This is a genomic window from Pseudomonas sp. LBUM1658 (genome assembly GCF_059716055.1).
On the sequence record NZ_CP166798.1, the window covers coordinates 6,393,207 to 6,412,966 of the forward strand.

Consider the following 19,760-nt stretch of genomic DNA (forward strand, 5'->3'; position numbering starts at 1 on the left):
CACAGTGACCGCGTTTACTCGGCCTTGCGGATCTTCTCGACAATCGCCGTGGTCGAGCTGTTCTCTACCAGCCCCAGCACTTTCACCTTGCCGCCATAGGCGCTGACGATATCGGCACCGACCACCTGGTCGATAGCGTAATCACCACCCTTGACCAGCACATCCGGCTTGACCTGGGCCAGCAGGTTTTCCGGCGTGCCTTCAGGGAAGCTGATCACCCAGTCCACCGCGCCCAGACCGGCCAGTACCGCCATGCGTCGGTCGACGCTGTTGATCGGTCGACCCGGGCCTTTCAGGCGACTGACCGAGACATCGTCATTGACCGCAACGATCAAGCGATCACCTTGTGCCCGAGCCTGCTCCAGATAGGTCACGTGCCCGGCATGCAGAATGTCGAAGCAACCATTGGTGAAGACTATTTTCTCTTTATGCGCACGAGCATCGTCGATCGCCAGCAACAACTGATCGAGACTCAGCACTCCACGTTCCGAACCTTCCTCGCGCTGGATCGCGCGACGCAGTTCTGGCGCACTGATCGCCGCCGTACCCAGCTTGCCAACCACAATACCTGCGGCCAGATTGGCCAGGGCCACGGCATGAGGTAATTCCTCGCCAGCGGCAATCGCCGCCGCCAGGGTGGAAATAACCGTGTCACCGGCACCGGTCACGTCGAACACTTCACGAGCCCGAGCCGGCAAGTGCAGCGCCGGGTGATCGGGGCGCAACAGGGTCATGCCGTGTTCGCCACGGGTTACCAGCAAGGCACCCAGTTCGAGGTCGTGCATCAGCTGGGCGCCCTTGGTCACCAGCTCATGCTCATCGGCGCAACCGCCGACAATGGTCTCGAATTCACTGAGATTGGGCGTGATCACACTCGCACCGCGGTAGATCGAAAAGTCCTTGCCTTTCGGATCCGCCAGCACCGGAATGCCACGCGCACGCGCAGCCTGGATCAGCACCTGATGATTTTTCAGCGCACCTTTGCCGTAGTCGGACAGCACCAGCACCTTGATACCTTCGAGCAGGTTTTCGACCTCACCGGCCAACGCCAGCGCATCGGTAGCAAAGGGCTCTTCGAAGTCGATCCGCAGCAGTTGCTGGTGACGACTCATGACCCGCAGCTTGACGATGGTCGGCTGGTGGGCAATGCGCTGGAACAACGCCCGCACACCTGCGCCACGCAAGCTGTTGGCCAGGCTGTTGGCGGCCTCGTCGTCACCGGTCACCCCGACCAGCGACGCGGGCGCGCCGAGAGCGGCGATGTTCAAGGCAACGTTGGCAGCACCACCCGGGCGGTCCTCGATCTGTTCGACCTTGACCACCGGCACCGGTGCCTCAGGAGAAATCCGTGAGGTACCACCATGCCAGTAACGGTCGAGCATGACATCGCCGACCACCAGGACAGGGGCCTGATCGAATCGTGGCATGGACAACTTCATGGAAACTCCAGAGGCGATAAAAACGTCGCGGATAATAACATAGCGAAAGAAGGCGACCGAACGCGAGCAAACGGCTCAGCGACGGTCATCATTAATAGGACGATCCAGCGGGCGCACCCAGAACAGCTCATGGCGGCGCACTGCCTTGCGGAAAAACTCGTCTTCCCCAGTGGCCGGCCAACGACGGCCAGCCAATATGCGCTGAATCAGCCGGCGCAAGCGTTTCTTCAAGGGTGGGCGACCTTGCAGATCATGCTGCATGCCCAGCGCCATGGCCTTGTCCAACCGGGACTCGGCGCCCAGCGACGGACTCCACAACGCATCGGCCGGCAACGGCTCGATGGTCGGCGGCAGGGCAATCCCATAGTCCGCCGGCCCCATCGGCCAGCGATCGTTATCGTGCAGGTGATTGGCGTAGAGCAGCAACGTGCGCGGCCGCCAGGCGCTGATTTCGATCGCCTCGAGCAAGGCGCGGGTGCTGGCAACATGATCGCTGTGGGGGTCCAGTTCCGGGTGTGGAGTCACCACCACCTCAGGACGGAAATGTTCAAGCGAGCGAGCCAGATCGGCCACCAGATTACGCCAATGCGGCTGGCCATCGAGATCGCCGGGCAGCTTCAGCGAATTGTTGCAACGCCGCTCGCGAATATCGCTTTCTCCCGACTCCCGCGAAGCAAAACTTTGTTCTGGCTGTTGTGCCATTGCGCTCAGTTGCAGGCAGTAGTAGCCCAATTGCACGCAATGGTGTTGTGGCACGCCGCCCCAGAGCGGCACCGCCAGGCTGTCCCAACTGCGCAGGCGCCCTTTGAGTCGAGCAGCCTGTGTGGCATCCAGGCCCAGGGTTCGATAATTCTCGGCTTCGATCTCACCTTGGGTCAGGGTGATAATCGAGACTTCGGCGGCTCGGCTATACAGGCCGAACGCGGCCAGTTCGGCGTCGTCGGCATGGGGGGCTACGATCATCAGTCGCTGCTGGCCATAGTCAGGGTTGCTCAGGGCATGCAAAGTGGCCTGCTGCGCGACACTACAGAAGCGCCCGCGCAGCGACAGCTGCCCCGCCGCTAAAGCGACCCCCTGCCCGGACAAATTGAGGAAGCGCTCGCCATCGACACCGCGCTCGAGATCCTGGCGATCCTCGCCAATCCATACATGCGGATCGAACAGCCGGCCCAACCAGTTGGACTTGATACGTAGCTGCAGGACCAGCGTCTCGGCTTCGCCAAAGTCACCCGTCACCTGCAGGCGACCCTTTGAAAGCGTCACCGGAAACTGCGGGGTGCCCGGCGCAAAGTCATAACGATAATCGTCGCCAGGGGCATAGAACAAGTGATCGGCAAACCACGCTTCATGGGCAACCCAGCCGAGCAGCAGGAACAGCGGCAGCGGCCACCATGCGACGAAAATGCCAAACAACACCAGAATCACCAACGCCCCGAGCAACACCAGGCGCTTGTGCTTTCGGTGGCGCTTGAGCAACTGCTGCTTGCGTGCGCTCATGGCTGCATGACCTCGTTCAAACCTGGTAGACCGGGACCCGGTTACACCAGCGATCCTTGTATTCGCGATCGGCACGACCGAATGAGTAACGCAACGGCTTGCCGACTGCACGGGCCTGTTCCCACGCTGCCTGGGTATTGACGAAACTCAGCACACTACCGGGGCTGAACTCACGGTTTTGTGGGTCCACACCGCCGTTGATGTACTCCAGGCTGATCCATTTCGGTGACTCCACCCGGTACAGAATCTGGATGGCTACCGGTGCATCGTTCAGGTAGATCAGCGAGCCGGTCATGAATTCACGCAACTGCGTGAATACCTCGGTCAGAAGCGTCTTGCCCGGGGCCTCGAAATTCCAGCGCCGCTGGAACAGGTCAGCATAGATGGTCGCCTGCTCACTGGCGGTCAACTCCAGCATCGGCCTGATAACCCCGCCCGCCTCTTCCAGCAAACGCTGCTCGCGACGCTGGTTGTAGCGAAACTTCTTGCTGTAGTCCTCAGGCAGACGCGCCAGCGCCAGGCCTTCCGGCTGCTCGGCAAGGTTTGTGACGGTCTGGGCGTTGAGCTCGGAAACATAGCGCATGCGGTGACGCACGCGAATCCGCGCATCCTCCGCAACGGGCAGAATGATTTCGGCATTACCGAGGTCGAACAGGCCGCGCTTGCCTTCACGCTTGAGTACGTCCTTGGACAAGGCCAGATAACGGCCCCAGGTCGGGATGGCGGCACGCAGTTCACCGGCGACGAACCAGCCCAGATAGCGCACCGGAATACCCGCCAGCCCGGCGAGGCGTTCGACCACGTCGGGATGGCTCGCAACACTGCCACCAAACTCATGCCAGGCCTTGGCATAGGCAGGGGCCTCAATAGGCGTCCAACCGTTCTCTCGCCAGGTTCGCAGATAACTCAGAATCAAACGTGAGACTCCGTCATAGCCTCATCGGTACTTTCGATGAAATCCTTTTCGTGCAGGCGTGCGTAGTGACCATTGAGTGCCAGCAGTTCGGCATGAGTACCGCGCTCGACGATCTGCCCCTGATCCATCAGCAGGATCAGATCGGCCTTCTCGATGGTCGTCAACCGGTGGGCGATGACCAGCGTCGTACGGCCTTTCATCACCTGGTCCAAGGCAGACTGAATGTGCCGCTCGGACTCGGTGTCCAGTGCCGAAGTGGCTTCATCGAGGATCAGTAGCGGTGCGTTTTTGAGCAGTGCCCGTGCAATCGCCAAGCGTTGACGCTGGCCGCCGGACAGCAACACGCCGTTCTCACCCACCAAGGTGTCGTAACCCTGCGGCATTTGTTCGATGAACTCCGCGGCGTAGGCATCTTCAGCAGCCTTGCGGACATCTTCCATCGGCGCACCGGCCAGATCGCCATAGGCGATATTGTTGCTGACGCTGTCGTTGAACAGCGTCACTTGCTGGGTCACCAGAGCGATATGCCGACGCAGGTTGGTCAGTTTGTATTCCTCGACATCGAGCCCATCGAGAAGGATCTGCCCCTGGTCGTGGTGATAGAAGCGCGGGATCAGGTTGGCCAGGGTCGACTTGCCGCTGCCCGAGCGGCCAACCAGCGCGACCATCTGCCCGGCCTCGGCGGTAAACGAAATATCGTTGAGCACGATCTTTTCCGTACCCGGGTACTGGAAGCTCAGATTGCGCACTTCCAGGCGCCCGCTGACTTGCTCGAGTTCCTTGGTGCCCTTGTCGACTTCCGGTTCCTCATCCAGCTGCTCGAAAATGCTCTCGGCGCCTGCCAGACCCTTCTGAATCGTGGCACTGACCTCGGACAACTGGCGGATCGGTTTCGGCAGCAGGCCGGCCGCAGTGATGTAGGCGATCAACTCACCGGCCGAGGCATCGCCGCGAAGATACAGGACCAGATACATCAACACGGCCATGCCGACGTAGATCACCAACTGCAGGACCGGTGTATAGATCGCCTGGGTGCGGGTCATGCCGAGACTGCGGTTCATGTTGTCGGCGCTGGCCGAATGAAAACGTTGCGTCTCGTAAGGTTCGCCGCCGAAGCTGCGGACCACGCGGTAACCCTGAATGGTCTCCGAGGCCACATGGGTCACGTCGCCCATTGCCACCTGGATTTTTTTGCTCTGCTTGCGAAATTTCTTGCTGGCACTGCTCACCAGTATCGCAATCACCGGCAGGATCGCCAGCAGCACCAGGGTCATCTTCCAGTTGCTGTACAACAGGTAGCCGAACAGAAAGACCACCGTCAGCCCTTCGCGGATGACCACCTTGATCGCATCGGTCGCGGCCCCCGTAACCATGGTCACGTTATAGGTGATCCGGGAAATCAGGTGACCGGAATTGTGATTGTCGAAATAGCGGTTAGGCAGGGTCAGCAAGTTGTCGAACAAGGCGCAACGCAAGTCGTGAACCACGCCGCGGGCGACCTTGGCCAAGTAATAGTTGCCCAGAAATGAGCCTATGCCTTGGTAGACCGCGATGAGCACAATCAACAATGGGACGCCGAGCACCAGGGAAACCCCGAGAAAACGGGCATCCGATGGTTTCTGCAGGGCATCGAGAAAATGCTTGAGCATATCCGCCAGCATTGGCTGACTGGAAGCGAACAGCACGAAGCCAACAATACTGATGGCAAACGCTCCCCAGTACGGGATGACATATTTCAGCAGTCGCATGTAGATTTTCATGCTGGACTGCTGGGAGGGAGTAGCCATATGGCGAGCCTCGTACGATTGAAAAAAGAGACAGGACGCGGATTGTAGCAGCGAACGAATTACAACATGGGCTAAGTCAGGGAGAGGTTCTGGAAAAGGGCAGCCAAGGTCCGGCGGTTACTCGTAACGAACGAGTGAAGCGAAACATAATGACCAACAATACTGGAGGCTGGATATCCGGAACGCTCACTGATATCCCGCCTCATTCATTTATATAGGCTGATTTGAAACGACAGCCTGGGTATCGCGCACTTGCAAGCGTCTCTTGCCTTCGCGGCTAGCCAGAACAATACTCAAACCGATCGGCAGCCAGGTGATCAGCCAGTCGGCATTAGGCTTGAGCCAAAGACCGACCCCGTCCGTCAACAACGAGATGCTGGCGAATACCCACAAGGCCAATAATGCCTGGCCCAACGGTACATCCCGGCAAGACCAGCCACGCCAGCCAACCATGCCCCACAGCAACACGAACAGCAATAAGCCGGGTATGCCCAGACGCACGCCTACATCCAGAAACAGATTGTGGGGATGTTTGTACGGCACAGCGACATCCGCAAGCTGAATCAGGTATTGGTTGAACCCGACACCCAGTGTCCAGTGTTCCAGAATCAGCTGCACGCCGCCTCTCCAGAGTTCAGGTCGGTATGAAACGCCCCGTTGAAGCAGCAACTCAGGCTTCAACATCGCAATACAGGCGACACCCGCCAGCAACAGGAGAATGAAATACCCACATTTACGGGACTTCAGAGCTATTGCCATAACCACCAGTGTCACTGCCAGAGCCATCCAGACCCCTCGTGTCTGACTGGACCCGAGAAACAACACATAGCCCAGCGCAGGCAGCAACAGCAGTAATGCAATCCAGGGTTTTACTCGCACGGTCTTGAGCATGAACACGCCGAGCAAGGCCAGGGCGCCAACGGCATGCGCAGCCATGATGATCGAGTTCCAGACACCGATCGCGGTGACTCGAATCTCAAGGGGCTGGCCTCTCAGGTAATAACAATCGACCCAGGATGCACCAGCCAGTATGCCGCCAAATACGGAGGCGTATAGCAGCAGCTTCTCAAGACTGATCGCTGCATGTTGTGCGACCAGAACGATCCCCACCAACGTGAGCCCCACGTAGAAAGGAACTTTGCTTTTGCTGATTGGGTCAACCCCGCCCTGCATCAAAAGCACGAACAATGTCCACGCGGCAAATAGCCCGAACAAGAAAAACTCAGGCTGCTTCAATAGCAAGCGAACATTGCGCTCAAACAACGCCAACAAGGCCGGCAACCAGAGAAAGGCAATGATTAGCTGGTGGTACAACTTGGGGGTCGGCAGCAGCCATGCCCCACACAGGAACACCACCATGCCGATAACAGCCCAGGAAGAAAGCACTTTACGAGGTAACGCGCTTTCAGGACTTGTCACAAACTACACTCAGCATTCGATTCGCGACTCTCTTGAGTTGATCGGCATCAGCTTTTTTCCAGCCGCCTTGAACACAGTATTCATGGGTCATGTAATGCAAAAAGCTGCGGCGAATACGCTCGTCAAGTTTCCAGTCAGGGAAAGCCTTTGTCAGGCTAATCAACTCATCGAAGGAGTCCGCATGCACCACCAACCCATCAATATTGAAGAAGGCCTGGCCCAAGGTTAAAACCGGCTTGCCCAGCAATAAACTTTCCAGCCCCACGGTCGAGTTCAAGGTAATCACAAACTGACTGGACTCGATAAGCTGCTGAGTGGCATTGCCGTTGGCAAATAGCAACCGCTCGTGGGTCCGGGCATGCAATTCAGGGTAGGTTTCGCGACTCGACGGATGCTCCTTGAACACCACAGTCATGCCGGTTTCTCGAGCCAGCCGCTCACCCTGCGCAAACATTTCGCGCATATTTCTCACCCACGGCGAGAAAAGCCGAACCTGGGTATCGCGATCATCCTGAAACGGGATGAATATGAACTGTTCGGGCAAAATAATCGGTGCAGGACCACTGGTACGGGGCTTTCGCGGAATCAACGTGGGCGGAGTCTGATCCTCGCCTACCGGTGCGGGATAATTGCGATAAAAATCGGCATCACGCGGGACGGAGTTGCGATAGTTGACGCCCTTGCTATCTACAGTCGTGGTATCAGGCAACAGACCGTTTTCGAAAAAGAAGGTTTTGCAACCGGGCGGCAGCAGCGCCAATAACAACTGGCTGTAGCGATGCGCTCCATTCCAGACCACCAGCGCATCAGGTCGCTCCCGATCAAGCAAGGCCTGTGCCCTAAGCGCTACCCAGATTAATTCCAGGCGCAACAACAGACGATAGAAACCACCGCGGGATTTGTTCTTGACCTGCCGTTCCTCGCACTTCTCCTCAATCAGTCCAGCCCAGTCGATACGACCGAGTACGCTGCCGATCCGCCAAGGTCGGGGCCACGGCATTTGCTGCGGGGTGACAACCTGACCCTGCAACTCGGTCTCATTGATCAGACGATTGAAATAAAGGCCTTGGTGCTTGGCCATGGAAATAAACAGCATTTTCGTCATAGCGTGTCCAAAAAAATATGCTGCATCCGCCCGACAAGGCGCTGTTTGACCAGACCGACGAACCCGGTGGATTTCAACGTTCGGTAATGACGCGGGCGGGGCACCAGGAATGAAGCCTTGAAGAGGATATTCAACGCTCAATGGCAGTCATCTGAAGGACTCGCCAAACGGACAAAACCACTCCGAGAACCGCGTAATACAGGTGAATCCGTCATGAAAAACCGACCGGATTGTAGCATAGCGGTTTTTCGCCGTACCCCGCTGCGGTAACATAGCCGGCTGCCCATCCCCTCAGGCACAGCCTCTGGAGCCTTGATGCAAACGCTAGACCATGCCCGTTATCTCCACATGCGTGAGGGCGCCGAGGTTCTCGAAGCTGATGCCAAGGGAGATAAAGTGCTACGCCTGGCCGATGGCTCGATGCTCAAGCTGTTTCGGCGTAAGCGGTTGCTGACGTCCGCCCTCTGGGCCCCCTACGCCCGGCGCTTTGCTGACAATTGCACGGCACTGCGCGAACGAAAAATCGAATGCCCACAGGTCCGCCAGCTCTATCGTATCCCCAGCATTGCGCGAGACGCGGTGCACTACGATCCGCTACCGGGACACACCTTGCGCCAGTTGCTGGGGGCGAACTCCGGTGATGACCTTCGCGCGCAACTGGGCGAGTTCATTGCGCATCTACACGAAGCAGGCATCTACTTTCGCTCCGCACATTTGGGCAACGTGGTGCTGACTCCGGAAAAAACCCTGGGCCTGATCGATATCGCCGATCTGCGGACCTACCGCCGCCCGTTGCGCAAGTCTCTGCGCCTGCGCAACTTCAAGCACATGTTGCGTTATCGGGAAGATCGCGCCTGGTTGCTCGCGAACGAACAATTCCTCGAGCATTACCTGGCCAGCCAGCGCACCTGCAACGCCCAGGAACTGATCCTGGCACTGCATGCCTGAGCCCGGCAGCTCACAGACTCAGCCAACCGCTGGCAGCTTGAAGGTCTCGAAATCGCGCGTCACGTCGTCGCCATGCAGCAGACCTTCCAGCAACTGCACGGTTTTGGCGAGACCCTGAGCGCCATACACCAAGTGGTACTCGGCAAAGCGTCGTGCCTGGGCGACGTGTCCGAGGTAATCCTGCTCGACAGCCTGCAATTGCCGAGAGAACTCGTCGGCATTGCTGACCTGGGGGCCGAAAAACAGAGCGTGGGAAAAGATGTCCTGATCGTTGCCCGCATTCACATACACCACGGGACGCCCCGCAAGCCCTGCCTCGATACCCGCATTGGACATGATATTGACCACCACGCTGGCCTGCGCCAATGCCTGCGCCAGGGAGTATTGCGTATCGAGAAGCTCGACGTTCTGCAACTGCGCCGAAGCCGTTGTCCAGAATGCCGCGCGACTGCGCGGGTGGCGCTTGAACAGTACCCGATAGCCTGGATTTTGCGCCGCCCAGTCGCGTAGCAACTGATAGGTATGCTGGTAGCCGACTTCCTTTTCCTTGTCAGGTCCCACTCCCAGGATCAGCAAGGTCTTGATGGCCGGATCCGCGACCGGCAGATCATAGGTTTCATCAGCCAGATAGGAACCCAGCAACACCACCGTCGACTCGCCGAACCGCAGCGGTCGCGCACGCAAGGCATCCAACGAACTATGACCGAACACTCCATAATAGTCGTAGTCGTTCATCGCCAACCGCCGCGACGACTCCAGCGTCGTGGCATGGGCCAGATGCAGCAGCCGGGCTCCCCGCGCAGCCAGCGCCAGACGCAGGAAAGGCGCATGGAGACTGCCATTGCGCTCATTGATCAGGACCTTGGGAGCATAAGTTGTCACCAACCACTGAGCATGCGCCGCATAGACCAGGTACCGCAGTGGCACGGGTTGCGGTGGCGCAAGCAGCATGCGCCTGGCGCAGGAGTGCTGCGGCGACTGCAAGGCAGCCTCGACCAAATGGTGTCCGCGTCGCCGCAAGGCATCGATCAAAATGTTCTTGCGTTGCAGGGCCATGGATTTTGGCGCCGAATGCAACAAAAGCACATCGCAGGGCTCAACGATCACGGAGTCACTCAGACTGAATTTCGCGCGCACGCCTGACCCGACATCAACCAAAACATCACGGGCGAAGCGCAACAGGCTGGCGAACCGGCCGTGACGCTCGCGCAGTATCTTCCAGCGATAGCGGTCCAGCTCGCGCGCCTTCTGCGCCCAGCTATCCCTGGCCTGGAACTCGCCCTCACCGGACGATGGCGTGGTCACGGGTTCCGGTCCGCTCATTTGAATATCAGCCGAATCGCCTTGCGGGTGTAGGACCAGCGTGTGAGCGTGCGCCAATCAGTGCGCAAAGCCTGGAGATAGAATTTCCTGGCCAGTTCGTACTCGCCCGCGCTGTAGCAGTCGCGAAACAACGACAGGCAGCGTTGCGCCAGAAACGCCTGACGCAAGTCGTGCAACGCTTCGGGCATACGCTCGCGGGAAAAAACCTCATTGACCATCTCCGCGCCCGCCGCGAGGCTTTGGGTCAAGTCATGTCGCATGCTGTCGGCATGTTTGTAGATCAGCGCCAGAGGCTGATCGAGAACGCTGCAGGGAAAACGCGCCAGCACTTGAGCGAACACCGGGATATCTTCGACATTGCGCAAATGCACAGGATAGTTGCCTGGCGCGAAGACATCGCGATGCATCGCGCAGGCACCGTTGGAAAGCGATACAGTCTTGTCCAGCAAGTAGCCGCGCACACGCTGTCGCGCAGTGGCGGGCAACGGTTTTACGGCATGCAGACTGCGCTTGCCATCGGCAAACACCGACCAGTGACCGCCAATGATCAGGCGGCTTTCAGGGTTGCTGGCGATGTGTTGCGTCAACGCGGCCAGCGCACCCGGGGCCATCTCGTCATCCGCGTCGAGGAAGATCAGGTACTGTCCTTTGGCCTCCTCAATCCCGCGATTGCGAACCGAAGACAGCCCTCCATTGGGTTTGCGCAACGCGCGAAAACGTCCAACGTGCTCCGCCTGAAGTTTTTCCAGCACCTGAGGGGTCTCATCGGTTGAGCCGTCATCAATGACCAACAGCTCCGCTCGGGGCTCATCCAGCTGCGCCAGCACCGACTCCACCGCACGCGGCAGAGTCCGGGCATAGTTATAGGCCGGAATAACGACGCTGATCAACGTCTCAGACAAGACCTTGCCCTTCCACTCCGTCCTTGACCACAAGAATGTCTTCCATGATCAGGTACTGCAGATCGGAACCGAAGAACATGTTCAGCGCGTCGGTGGGTGAGCAGATCATCGGTTCGCCACGGCGGTTGAGCGAGGTGTTCAGCGCCACACCGTTACCGGTCAGCACCTCCAGCGCTTTCATCATGTCGTAGTAGCGCGGGTTATATTCACGCTTGAGCACCTGGGCGCGGGACGTGCCGTCTTCGTGGACGACTTCCGGCACACGGGCTTTCCACTCATCAGACACTTCGAAGGTGAAGGTCATGAACGGCGCCGGGTGATCGATCTTGATCATCTGCGGGGCCACGGTGTCGAGCATCGACGGGCAGAAAGGCCTCCAGCGTTCGCGGAACTTGATCTGATGGTTGATCCGGTCAGCCACGCCAATGGCGCTCGGACAGCCGATGATCGAACGCCCGCCCAAAGCACGCGGACCGAACTCCATGCGGCCCTGGAACCAGGCCACTGGATTGCCATCGACCATGATCCTGGCGATGCGTTCGGGGGTGTCGTCGATCTGGCGCCAGGTCGGCTTGCTTGGGTGACGGGCACACGCGGCGATCACGTCTTCGTTGCTGTAGGACGGGCCGAGATAGACGTGTTCCATCTTCTCTACCGGTACACCACGGGCGTGGGAAACGTAGGCTGCTGCACCGACCGCGGTACCGGCATCGCCGGACGCCGGCTGCACGAACAGCTCCTTGATGTCGTCACGGGCAATGATCTTCTGGTTCAACTTGACGTTCAGCGCGCAGCCGCCAGCGAAAGCCAGCTTGCCGGTTTCCTTGAGAACATCGCCCAGGTAATGGTCGATCATCTGCAACGCCAGTTTTTCGAACAGCGCTTGCATGCTCGCGGCGTAGTGGATGTACGGTTCATCGGCGATATCGCCTTCGCGTTTCGGGCCCAGCCATTCGATCAGTTTCGGCGTGAAATAGAAGCCTTTGCCTTTCTCTTTATAGCGGCGCAGGCCGATGACGTTGGCGTACTCGGTATTGATCACCAGTTCGCCGTTTTCAAAACTGGCCAGACGCGAGAAGTCGTACTTGTTGGCATCGCCGTACGGCGCCATGCCCATGACCTTGAATTCGCCGTCGAGCATTTCAAAGCCGAGAAACTCGGTGATCGCGCCGTACAGGCCACCAAGGGAATCCGGGTCGAAGAATTCCTTGATCTTGTGAATTTTGCCGTTCTCGCCATAACCGAAGAAAGTCGTGGCGTACTCACCCTTGCCGTCGATCCCGAGTATCGCGGTTTTCTCTTTGAAACCGGAGCAGTGGTAAGCACTGGAGGCGTGAGCCAAGTGGTGCTCGACCGGCTCGATCTTGATTTTCTTCGGATCGAAGCCCAGTTGCTGGAGGCACCAGACGATCTTGTTGCGATAACGCTTGTAACGACGGTTGCCCATCAGAATCGCGTCGAGGGCGCGGTCCGGGGCGTACCAGTAACGCTTGGCATAGTGCCAGCGAGCCTCGCCGAACAAGCTGATCGGAGCGAATGGAATCGCCACCACATCAACGTCGGAAGGTTTGATACCGGCCTGCTCCAGGCAGAACTTCGCCGATTCGTAGGGCATGCGGTTCTTTGCATGTTTATCGCGTACGAAGCGCTCTTCTTCAGCCGCTGCAACCAACTTGCCGTCGATGTACAGGGCTGCGGAAGGATCATGGCTAAGGGCGCCGGACAGGCCAAGAATCGTCAATGCCACAGGGGTCTAGCCTCTTTTGTCTGCATGCAGGCGGTGAGTGCCTGAGAAAAGTGTGTCCTCGCAAGGGGCGAGAAACAGCTAAAGCGCGGGATTATAGCGTAAAGATGGCGGGAATTACCCAGAGGTTATCAGCCCTCTGAAGAGGAAGATGGGCGAAAGCTTTCAACTTTTGCTCATTTGCGACCTGCCCTCCAGTAAATGATGATATTGCCATCGGTACTCTGCCGGTAAATCGTATACGGCAGGAAAACCGTGTCGAAGACACCTGACAGGGCCAAATCCAATAATACAAATGGCACAAGCATGCCTGAGGGATCCGGCGGCGCGTTCAATATACAAAAATCATAAGCCAGACCGCTGTAGACACGAGAAATGGACTGACAATAAGTCTTTTGCTTCCTTAGATCACGGGCCGCCTCAGCCTCATCTTGCAGCACCGTACTGAACGAGCCACAGCCAGCCAAAGCCAGTGAGAAAACGCCGAGCGAAACAGCCATTTTAATAGTCACAACCTGCCCTCCGAGAACGTCAGGCAAACTAGCACCACGGTTGTTTACGCTACAGATCACGACATCCCTGAATTACGTAGGACAATTCACAACAACTTGTCGCCCATGTGCCCCCTGTAGGAGCGAGCTTGCTCGCGATGGACTCAAGGGCGGGTGCGTTCATTCAGAAAACACGCGTTATCGTTAACGCCCATCGCGAGCAAGCTCGCTCCTACAGGGGCTTGCTCGCGAAAGACCTGATCTATTGGTCGCTATCGATGGTCTTGGGCAAACGCTGATCAATCACTTGATACAACGCACTGCTCTCGGGCCAGTTGCGCATGAACCGGGCGCGGTCCCGGGCATAGGCCGGGGCGAAGCTGATGGCCGAGTGGTGCTGACACATCGAGTCCAGATCGATCAACACCCAACGGTGGCGATCCCAGAACAGGTTATGCCCCTTGAAATCCCCGTGGCTGATGCGTTCGCTGATCAACTCGGCGAACAACTGCTCCAGCGCCTGCAACTCAGGTTCCGGGGCATCACCGCTCTCGACGAAGGGTGCGAAGCGCTCGATGATATCCGGCCCCGACAGGTATTCGGTGATCAGGTAAGCACGACTGCGCAACCAGAGAAAGCGCTTCTCCAGCAAGGCCAGCGGCTTGGGCGTGGCAATCCCGAGGAATGCCAGGCGATTGCCTTCGCGCCAGGAATGCCAGGCCCGGCTCGGGCGCCAGAAGCGTTTGAGCCAATGGGCGAAGCCCTTGATGTTGTAGCGTTTGACCAACAACGTGCGACCCGCCACCTCGACCCGCCCGACACTCGCCGCACCGCCGGTTTTGTACAGGTGCCCCTGATCGAGCAAGGCATCGGCCTGCTCCAGCACCGGCAACATGGCGGCCTCTTCCTCGCGACGAATCGCGCGCAAGGCGAACGCCCCCCGCTGCACACTGAATAAGGTGCACTCGCGGCCAATTTTGTTCAGGTAGTCTTTCAAGCGCCAGCTGCGCACTTTGTTGACCTGCTTTTGCAGGGCTTCGAGTGGCAAGGCGTGTTCGCCGTTGCTCAACAGGTAATGCACCAGCAGCTCTTCGGTGAACGGCTCGAGCGCCTTGGGTAACTGGGCGAAAAACACCCCGAGGTTCTCCAGGACTTTTTGCCGGGACAGGGGTTTTCCCGCCTGCTCGACACAAATCCCTGCGCCATCGATCAAATGCAGCCGACCCTGATGACGCAGCAGGTTGTCCAGATGCAGGTCTTCCTGCCACAGACCTTTGCTGTGCAGCTGCCCAATGGCTGCCAAGGCTTCAGCCAGAACCGCTTGTTGCTCATCGGCCAACGCCGGCAGCCCTTCGACCTTTTTCCAGGCATCGCCGAGGCTTTCAGCGCCTTCCAGGAAATCAAAAAACAGCCAGCCACCCTCGCCATCCTTCAGGCCATCGGCCAACAGCAGCGGCGTGGTGATGCCCTGCTCGGCAAGTAGACGCGCGCCCATTAGCTCACGCTGGAAATGCCGGGCAGCCTTGCCACCCACCAGCAATTTGGCGAGGACCGGTCGCCCGCGCCAGACCCCGGCGCCTACATAACGCTGGCCCGGCAACACTCGCAGCAAGCTCAGCAGTTGCAATTGGGCCGGGCCGGCAGCATCTGCCAGTTCAAGACTCAGCGGCAGGCGCGGGGTGCGACCGGCATTCTTCAATTCGGACAAACGCATTAGCGGGACTCCTTGTGACTGCGTCGCGCGGTCAGACGCTGAATCCAGGTATCAACCATCGGACTGCGAGCAGGTTGCTCCAGATAAGCCACGAGCAGCTCCCGTACTTCGTCTTCGCTCCAGATTCGCGCCCGACGCAGCAGGGGCTCGAGATCCTTGATCCGATCACGTCGACCGAACAACAAAGGCCGGGTTTTTTCCAGGTCGATCAGCTGTGCCTGATAACCATCGTCGCAGGCCTGTACAAAGATATGTTTAGGGTAGAAGCAACCATGCACCTGGCGCACTGCATGCAGCCGTCGCGCCAGCACACCACAGGCCCGCACGATTGCTGTCCGCTGTGCAGCGCTGAGCTGCGCCCATTGCGGCAACAGTGAATCCAGATCATCCCAGCCATCCAGTGCGCGAGTCAGCAGAATCGCCCGGGCCTCACCAGCCACTTTACGCTCGCCGAAAAATACCGCCTGCAAGACCGGAATACCCAACTGTCGATAGTGCTGGATAGTGCGAAATTCCCGAGCAAAACTGGGCTCGCCAAATGGTCGCTGTAAAGAGCGCGTCGGGTAGTTGCTCTGGCGTTTGAGGTAATAACCCTGACCTTCCAGCTCCAGTCGATAGACGCTGCTCCAGCCACCGTGAAGGGTATTGGGTTCATCGACCGCGTCGAGCTGCTTGGCCCACAGCGCATCAAAGTTATCGAGGCCGTGGCGCTCGAGCAGCGCACGATCCTCAGCGGCGAGGAAATCAGTCATTCGCGCCCCTCGAAAAATCTCACGATATGCCGGATCCGACGTTTGTCGGCCGCACTGAGCCGGGTCCGCTGCCGATACTGCAGATAGAAGCGCAAGCGCTGGGTGGCTGACAAGTGATACTTGGCCACCTTGTCGAGGCATGCCAGGTCCTTGGTGATTCGATAGTTGAGCCAGAACCCGCGCCAGAAGTCGCCATTCGGGCAGTCGATCAGAAACAGTTTCGCCTTGTCGTCGATCAGCAGATTGCGCCACTTCAAATCATTATGCGTGAAGCGTTGATCGTGCATGATCCGCGTGTAATGAGCCAACTGCCGGCTGACCCCATCGACCCACGCCCGGTCAGCCAACAAGGGATCGTTGCGAGCGGCCAGGGCTGCCAGATCTTCGGTTCGCGGCAGTTCGCGGGTGATCATCGCCCCGCGATCATAGGCTGCGCCCCGGCGCTCCAGGCCCCAGGCAACGATCTCGGCGGTGGGAATGCCCCACTTGGCGAAGCGTTTGAGGTTCTGCCATTCGGACTTGACTCGCGGCTTGCCCAGGTAGCGGCGCAAACCCTTGCCGGCGCCGCTGTAGCGTTTGACATAATAGTTGACGCCATTGCGCTCGACGCGGATCACCTCGGACAGTGGGTCACGGGTCAGCCGCTCACCCTGCAGGGCAAACACTGCGTCCAGGCTACCAAAGTCTTTCGCCAGATCGCTGTAGGCGGGCTCAAGGTTCCAGCCCGCCATCAGAGCGCATCTCCGTAGCGCTGTTTGCGCTCGTAGAGCTTGTTGGCCTTACCCTCCAGACGCGCAAGCAACGGCGCCTCATCGCGCAGTATCTGGCGCAATGGCTGTTGAAAGTAGCCCTTGAGGAAACGCAGCTTGTCGCGCCGGGTCAGGCCGATGTCCAACGCCGAAAAATACAATGCCGCCAGGTCCTTGTTGCGCCAGCGCCGGGTGATGGCCGGACGAGTCTGGGCACGGTGCAGGTCGATCACTGAAAGTTTCAAGTCGTCGGCAGTCACCGGCTTATCGGTGTGCAGCAGGAAATGACAGATATAGCAGTCGCGATGGTTGACCCCGGCGCGGTGCATCATGCCGGTCATGCGTGCCACTTCAGCGATCAGCGCACGTTTGAGTCTGGGCTCCGGCGGCTGCTTGATCCAGTCGATGCTGAAATCTTCGAGGCTGACGGTGGGCGCCAGTTCTTCGGTGACAATGAACGAATGCTGATCCGCCGGGTTGCTGCCGCGTTCACCGTAAGCAACCGCGGTCATGGTCGGCACGCCAGCTTCGTGCAGGCGTTCCAGCGCCTGCCATTCCTGGCCGGCACCGAGCACCGGGAGTTTGGCGGTGAGCAAATTCTTGAAGATTTCGCCCCAACCGATCCCACGGTGGATTTTCACAAAGTAACCGCGACCCGCGACTTCCGTACGCAAGGTACGCCGCGCTTCCAGTTCGCGGTAAACCTGACCGCTAAGCCCCTCGACGTCGGCGAACGCATCACGGCCGGCCCAAAGGGTCTTGAACGGTTCGGCAAGAATCAACTTCATCAGTGTTGCTCCGCCAGAATCACATCCGCAGCGTGCTGCGGCATGCTATAGAGGTCAGCCGTTTCGGCGAAGGCCAGGCCATTACGGCTCCAGGCCTTACGTGCTGCATCGTCGGCCAACATGCTGCTCAGGTAGCTCGTGAGCTGTGTCTGGTCAAACGGTTCGTCCAGCACCAGGCCGCTGTCGGCCTCGGCGATGTAATGGGCGTAACCGCAGACCGCGCTGACCAGTACCGGCAAACCGGCGACCAGCGCTTCGAGCAGGACGGTACCGGTATTTTCGTTGTACGCCGGGTGGATCAACAGATCGGCGCCCAACAGGAACCGCGGAATATCGCTGCGACCCTTGAGAAATTGCACCTGATCGCCCAGGCCCAGCGCCGCACTCTGCAATTGGAATACTTTGGGGTCGTCCTGGCCAATTACAAATAGCCTGGTGCGCTTCTTCAGTTCGGCCGGCAATGCTGCCAGTGTCTTGAGGCTGCGATCGACGCCTTTGGTCTTGAACCCGGAGCCGATCTGCACCAGCAGCAGGTCATCGTCCGCCAACTTGAATTCGCGGCGGAACTCGGCGCGAATTTCAGCGGCATTGGGCGGTGCGCGACGGTCCTGAGCGATGCCCGGCGGCAGCAGGTGAAAACGCTGCAACGGGGTGTCGTAATGCTTGATGAACAGCGGTTGCTGGACTTCGGAAATCATCAGGATTTCGGTTTTAGCGTCCCGGGCGAACACCGCACGCTCGTACTCGGCGAAGTGCCGGTAGCGGCCCCAGCGGCGATACAGCGCGTTGCGCAGGTTCTGCGCCTTGTCCTCGAAGCAGCCGTCGGCGGCGTAATACACGTCCAGGCCCGGCATCTTGTTGAACCCGATCAAGCGGTCCACCGGACGCTTGGCCAGGTCAGCTTCCATCCAGGCGCTGAGTTTCTCGTTGCGTCGATGGTTGAAGATCGCCTTGACCGGTGCCACCAACACTTCGAAACCCGATGGGATATCGCCTTCCCAGATCAGCGTGTAGACGCGAATCTGATGGCCGCGCTGCTGGCACTCCAGGGCAATGCGCATGAAATCGCGCTGCAAGCCACCAAACGGGAAATATTTATACAGGACAAAAGCCAATTGCATCAGCGCAGCTCCTCAGCCAGTAACAACGTGCTTAATCGGCTCGCGACACGCTCGGGATTCAGGCGAGTGAAGCACAGTGGCCACTCACGTTTCAGGTCAAACCGCTGCTGGTCTTCAGCAGTCGGTTGATAGGTGCATTTCTTTTGCAAGCAGGGCGCGCAGCTTGGAAAGTCGCTCGCCAGATGGATCTGACTCTTGCCGTAGGCGCCGGTCAGGCCCGGGTTAGTCGGGCCGAACAGCGACAGGGTCGGCACGTCCAGCGCCGCCGCCAAGTGGCCCAGCCCCGTATCCACCGCGACGCACGCCTGCGCGCCGGCCAGAACCTTGGCCATTCCGGCCAGATTCAGTTTGGGCAGTACCTGGGCGTTCTTCAGACCGCTGGCAATACGCTCGGCCCGAGCCTTCTCCGCCGGGTTGCCCCAGGGCAGCTTCACCTCGACGCCCAGTTGGCCCATGCGCTCGGTGAGTTCACGCCAATAGGCTTCGGGCCAGTGTTTGGTGTCCCAGGTGGTGCCGTGCAGGAACAGCACGAAGGGATTCTTGCGCGGCAGCTCGACCAGTTTTTCGACGCTCAGGCCGTAGTCACCCAGACCTTTGGGCAGGTCATAACCCAGCGCTACCGCGAACAACTGACGCAAGCGCTCCACTGCATGCTGCCCACGGGCCACCGCCAGCCGTCGCGAATAAAAACGTGCGGCCAAGGGTTCACGGGCCGAGTCACGATCGAAGCCGGCCACCGGAGCCCTGACATAACGAGTCAGCCAGGCGCTTTTGAGCAAGCCCTGAGCGTCGATCACCAGATCGTATTCGGTCGCTTGAATGCTTTGCTTGAATCGCCGCCATTCGCCACTTTTGATGGTCTGCCAGATGTTCTGGCGCCAGCGCCGGATGGCCACCGGAATCACTTTGCCAACGGCCGGGTGCCAGGTCGGAATTTCGGCAAAGCCTTCTTCCACCACCCAGTCGAAAGTGATCCCGGGGATCGCCCGCGCCGCGTCCGTCAATGCCGGCAAGGCATGAATGACGTCACCCAGGGAGGAGGTCTTGATCAACAATACCCGCAAC

At 59.0% G+C, this 19,760-nt stretch carries 17 protein-coding genes; 1 reads left to right on the top strand and 16 read right to left on the bottom strand.

Translation table 11 applies throughout. The annotated features are described in order from the left end of the window. Window positions 1-14: 14 nt before the first annotated feature. The 6 genes from hldE to ACA064_RS29565 all read right to left on the bottom strand — a co-directional run bounded on the left by hldE (window position 15) and on the right by ACA064_RS29565 (window position 8,163). Window positions 15-1,439, bottom strand: coding sequence for a bifunctional D-glycero-beta-D-manno-heptose-7-phosphate kinase/D-glycero-beta-D-manno-heptose 1-phosphate adenylyltransferase HldE (hldE, locus tag ACA064_RS29540; RefSeq protein WP_497671248.1), 1,425 nt, complete (start codon window positions 1,437-1,439; stop codon window positions 15-17). Window positions 1,440-1,514: 75 nt separating this feature from the next. Beyond that, entirely contained in the window at window positions 1,515-2,936 is a 1,422-nt protein-coding gene (locus tag ACA064_RS29545; RefSeq protein WP_497671249.1) for a PIG-L deacetylase family protein, read from the bottom strand. 16 nt (window positions 2,937-2,952) lie between these two features. Next, window positions 2,953-3,849 carry a GNAT family N-acetyltransferase gene (locus ACA064_RS29550; protein WP_497674354.1) on the bottom strand — a complete coding sequence of 299 codons (897 nt, stop codon included), beginning with the start codon at window positions 3,847-3,849 and terminating at the stop codon, window positions 2,953-2,955. Beyond that, the gene (gene msbA, locus ACA064_RS29555; protein ID WP_497671250.1) at window positions 3,849-5,639 is read right to left on the bottom strand and encodes a lipid A export permease/ATP-binding protein MsbA; all 1,791 of its coding nucleotides are present in this window, start codon (window positions 5,637-5,639) and stop codon (window positions 3,849-3,851) included. The genes ACA064_RS29550 and msbA overlap by 1 nt, the downstream gene beginning before the upstream one ends. 210 nt (window positions 5,640-5,849) lie before the next feature. Then, complete coding sequence (locus tag ACA064_RS29560; RefSeq protein WP_497671251.1) at window positions 5,850-7,058, bottom strand: O-antigen ligase family protein; 1,209 nt, start codon at window positions 7,056-7,058, stop codon at window positions 5,850-5,852. Next, window positions 7,045-8,163 (bottom strand): capsular polysaccharide export protein, LipB/KpsS family, encoded by a 1,119-nt coding sequence (locus ACA064_RS29565; RefSeq protein WP_497671252.1) that lies wholly within the window; start codon window positions 8,161-8,163, stop codon window positions 7,045-7,047. The genes ACA064_RS29560 and ACA064_RS29565 overlap by 14 nt, the downstream gene beginning before the upstream one ends. Window positions 8,164-8,478: 315 nt before the next feature. Between ACA064_RS29565 and ACA064_RS29570 the strand changes: the two genes are divergently transcribed. Next, window positions 8,479-9,111 (top strand): BUD32 family EKC/KEOPS complex subunit, encoded by a 633-nt coding sequence (locus ACA064_RS29570; RefSeq protein WP_497671253.1) that lies wholly within the window; start codon window positions 8,479-8,481, stop codon window positions 9,109-9,111. Window positions 9,112-9,129: 18 nt separating this feature from the next. Here ACA064_RS29570 and ACA064_RS29575 read toward each other — a convergent pair whose 3' ends face one another. From ACA064_RS29575 to waaC, 10 genes are all read right to left on the bottom strand, one after another. Continuing rightward, window positions 9,130-10,434, bottom strand: coding sequence for a CDP-glycerol glycerophosphotransferase family protein (locus ACA064_RS29575; protein ID WP_497671254.1), 1,305 nt, complete (start codon window positions 10,432-10,434; stop codon window positions 9,130-9,132). Next, window positions 10,431-11,336, bottom strand: a complete 906-nt coding sequence (locus ACA064_RS29580) for a glycosyltransferase family 2 protein (protein WP_497671255.1) — start codon at window positions 11,334-11,336, stop codon at window positions 10,431-10,433. Before ACA064_RS29580 ends, ACA064_RS29575 begins: the two co-directional genes overlap by 4 nt. Then, the gene (locus ACA064_RS29585; protein WP_497671256.1) at window positions 11,329-13,083 is read right to left on the bottom strand and encodes a carbamoyltransferase family protein; all 1,755 of its coding nucleotides are present in this window, start codon (window positions 13,081-13,083) and stop codon (window positions 11,329-11,331) included. Before ACA064_RS29585 ends, ACA064_RS29580 begins: the two co-directional genes overlap by 8 nt. A 173-nt stretch (window positions 13,084-13,256) precedes the next feature. Next, window positions 13,257-13,592, bottom strand: a complete 336-nt coding sequence (locus ACA064_RS29590) for a YceK/YidQ family lipoprotein (RefSeq protein WP_497671257.1) — start codon at window positions 13,590-13,592, stop codon at window positions 13,257-13,259. A 241-nt stretch (window positions 13,593-13,833) separates the two neighbouring features. Further along, the gene (locus tag ACA064_RS29595) at window positions 13,834-15,285 is read right to left on the bottom strand and encodes a lipopolysaccharide kinase InaA family protein (protein WP_497671258.1); all 1,452 of its coding nucleotides are present in this window, start codon (window positions 15,283-15,285) and stop codon (window positions 13,834-13,836) included. Beyond that, complete coding sequence (locus ACA064_RS29600) at window positions 15,285-16,037, bottom strand: lipopolysaccharide kinase InaA family protein (RefSeq protein WP_497671259.1); 753 nt, start codon at window positions 16,035-16,037, stop codon at window positions 15,285-15,287. The genes ACA064_RS29595 and ACA064_RS29600 overlap by 1 nt, the downstream gene beginning before the upstream one ends. Continuing rightward, complete coding sequence (locus ACA064_RS29605; RefSeq protein WP_497671260.1) at window positions 16,034-16,768, bottom strand: lipopolysaccharide kinase InaA family protein; 735 nt, start codon at window positions 16,766-16,768, stop codon at window positions 16,034-16,036. The genes ACA064_RS29600 and ACA064_RS29605 overlap by 4 nt, the downstream gene beginning before the upstream one ends. Then, window positions 16,768-17,574 (bottom strand): lipopolysaccharide core heptose(I) kinase RfaP, encoded by an 807-nt coding sequence (rfaP, locus tag ACA064_RS29610; RefSeq protein WP_497671261.1) that lies wholly within the window; start codon window positions 17,572-17,574, stop codon window positions 16,768-16,770. The genes ACA064_RS29605 and rfaP overlap by 1 nt, the downstream gene beginning before the upstream one ends. Next, window positions 17,574-18,695: a glycosyltransferase family 4 protein gene (locus ACA064_RS29615; protein ID WP_497671262.1), complete on the bottom strand. Its 1,122-nt coding sequence runs from the start codon at window positions 18,693-18,695 to the stop codon at window positions 17,574-17,576. The genes rfaP and ACA064_RS29615 overlap by 1 nt, the downstream gene beginning before the upstream one ends. Next, window positions 18,695-19,759, bottom strand: coding sequence for a lipopolysaccharide heptosyltransferase I (gene waaC / locus ACA064_RS29620; protein WP_497671263.1), 1,065 nt, complete (start codon window positions 19,757-19,759; stop codon window positions 18,695-18,697). Before waaC ends, ACA064_RS29615 begins: the two co-directional genes overlap by 1 nt. Between the last annotated feature and the right edge of the window lies 1 nt (window position 19,760).

Bases quoted from the DNA above. Each gene is read 5' to 3' on its own strand.
- ACA064_RS29600 (WP_497671259.1), bottom strand. From the start codon at position 16,037: ATGACTGATTTCCTCGCCGCTGAGGATCGTGCGCTGCTCGAGCGCCAC.
- ACA064_RS29565 (WP_497671252.1), bottom strand. From the start codon at position 8,163: ATGACGAAAATGCTGTTTATTTCCATGGCCAAGCACCAAGGCCTTTAT.
- ACA064_RS29570 (WP_497671253.1), top strand. From the start codon at position 8,479: ATGCAAACGCTAGACCATGCCCGTTATCTCCACATGCGTGAGGGCGCC.
- msbA (WP_497671250.1), bottom strand. From the start codon at position 5,639: ATGGCTACTCCCTCCCAGCAGTCCAGCATGAAAATCTACATGCGACTG.
- ACA064_RS29545 (WP_497671249.1), bottom strand. From the start codon at position 2,936: ATGAGCGCACGCAAGCAGCAGTTGCTCAAGCGCCACCGAAAGCACAAG.
- ACA064_RS29575 (WP_497671254.1), bottom strand. From the start codon at position 10,434: ATGAGCGGACCGGAACCCGTGACCACGCCATCGTCCGGTGAGGGCGAG.
- ACA064_RS29595 (WP_497671258.1), bottom strand. From the start codon at position 15,285: ATGCGTTTGTCCGAATTGAAGAATGCCGGTCGCACCCCGCGCCTGCCG.
- ACA064_RS29615 (WP_497671262.1), bottom strand. From the start codon at position 18,695: ATGCAATTGGCTTTTGTCCTGTATAAATATTTCCCGTTTGGTGGCTTG.
- ACA064_RS29605 (WP_497671260.1), bottom strand. From the start codon at position 16,768: ATGGCGGGCTGGAACCTTGAGCCCGCCTACAGCGATCTGGCGAAAGAC.
- hldE (WP_497671248.1), bottom strand. From the start codon at position 1,439: ATGAAGTTGTCCATGCCACGATTCGATCAGGCCCCTGTCCTGGTGGTC.
- rfaP (WP_497671261.1), bottom strand. From the start codon at position 17,574: ATGAAGTTGATTCTTGCCGAACCGTTCAAGACCCTTTGGGCCGGCCGT.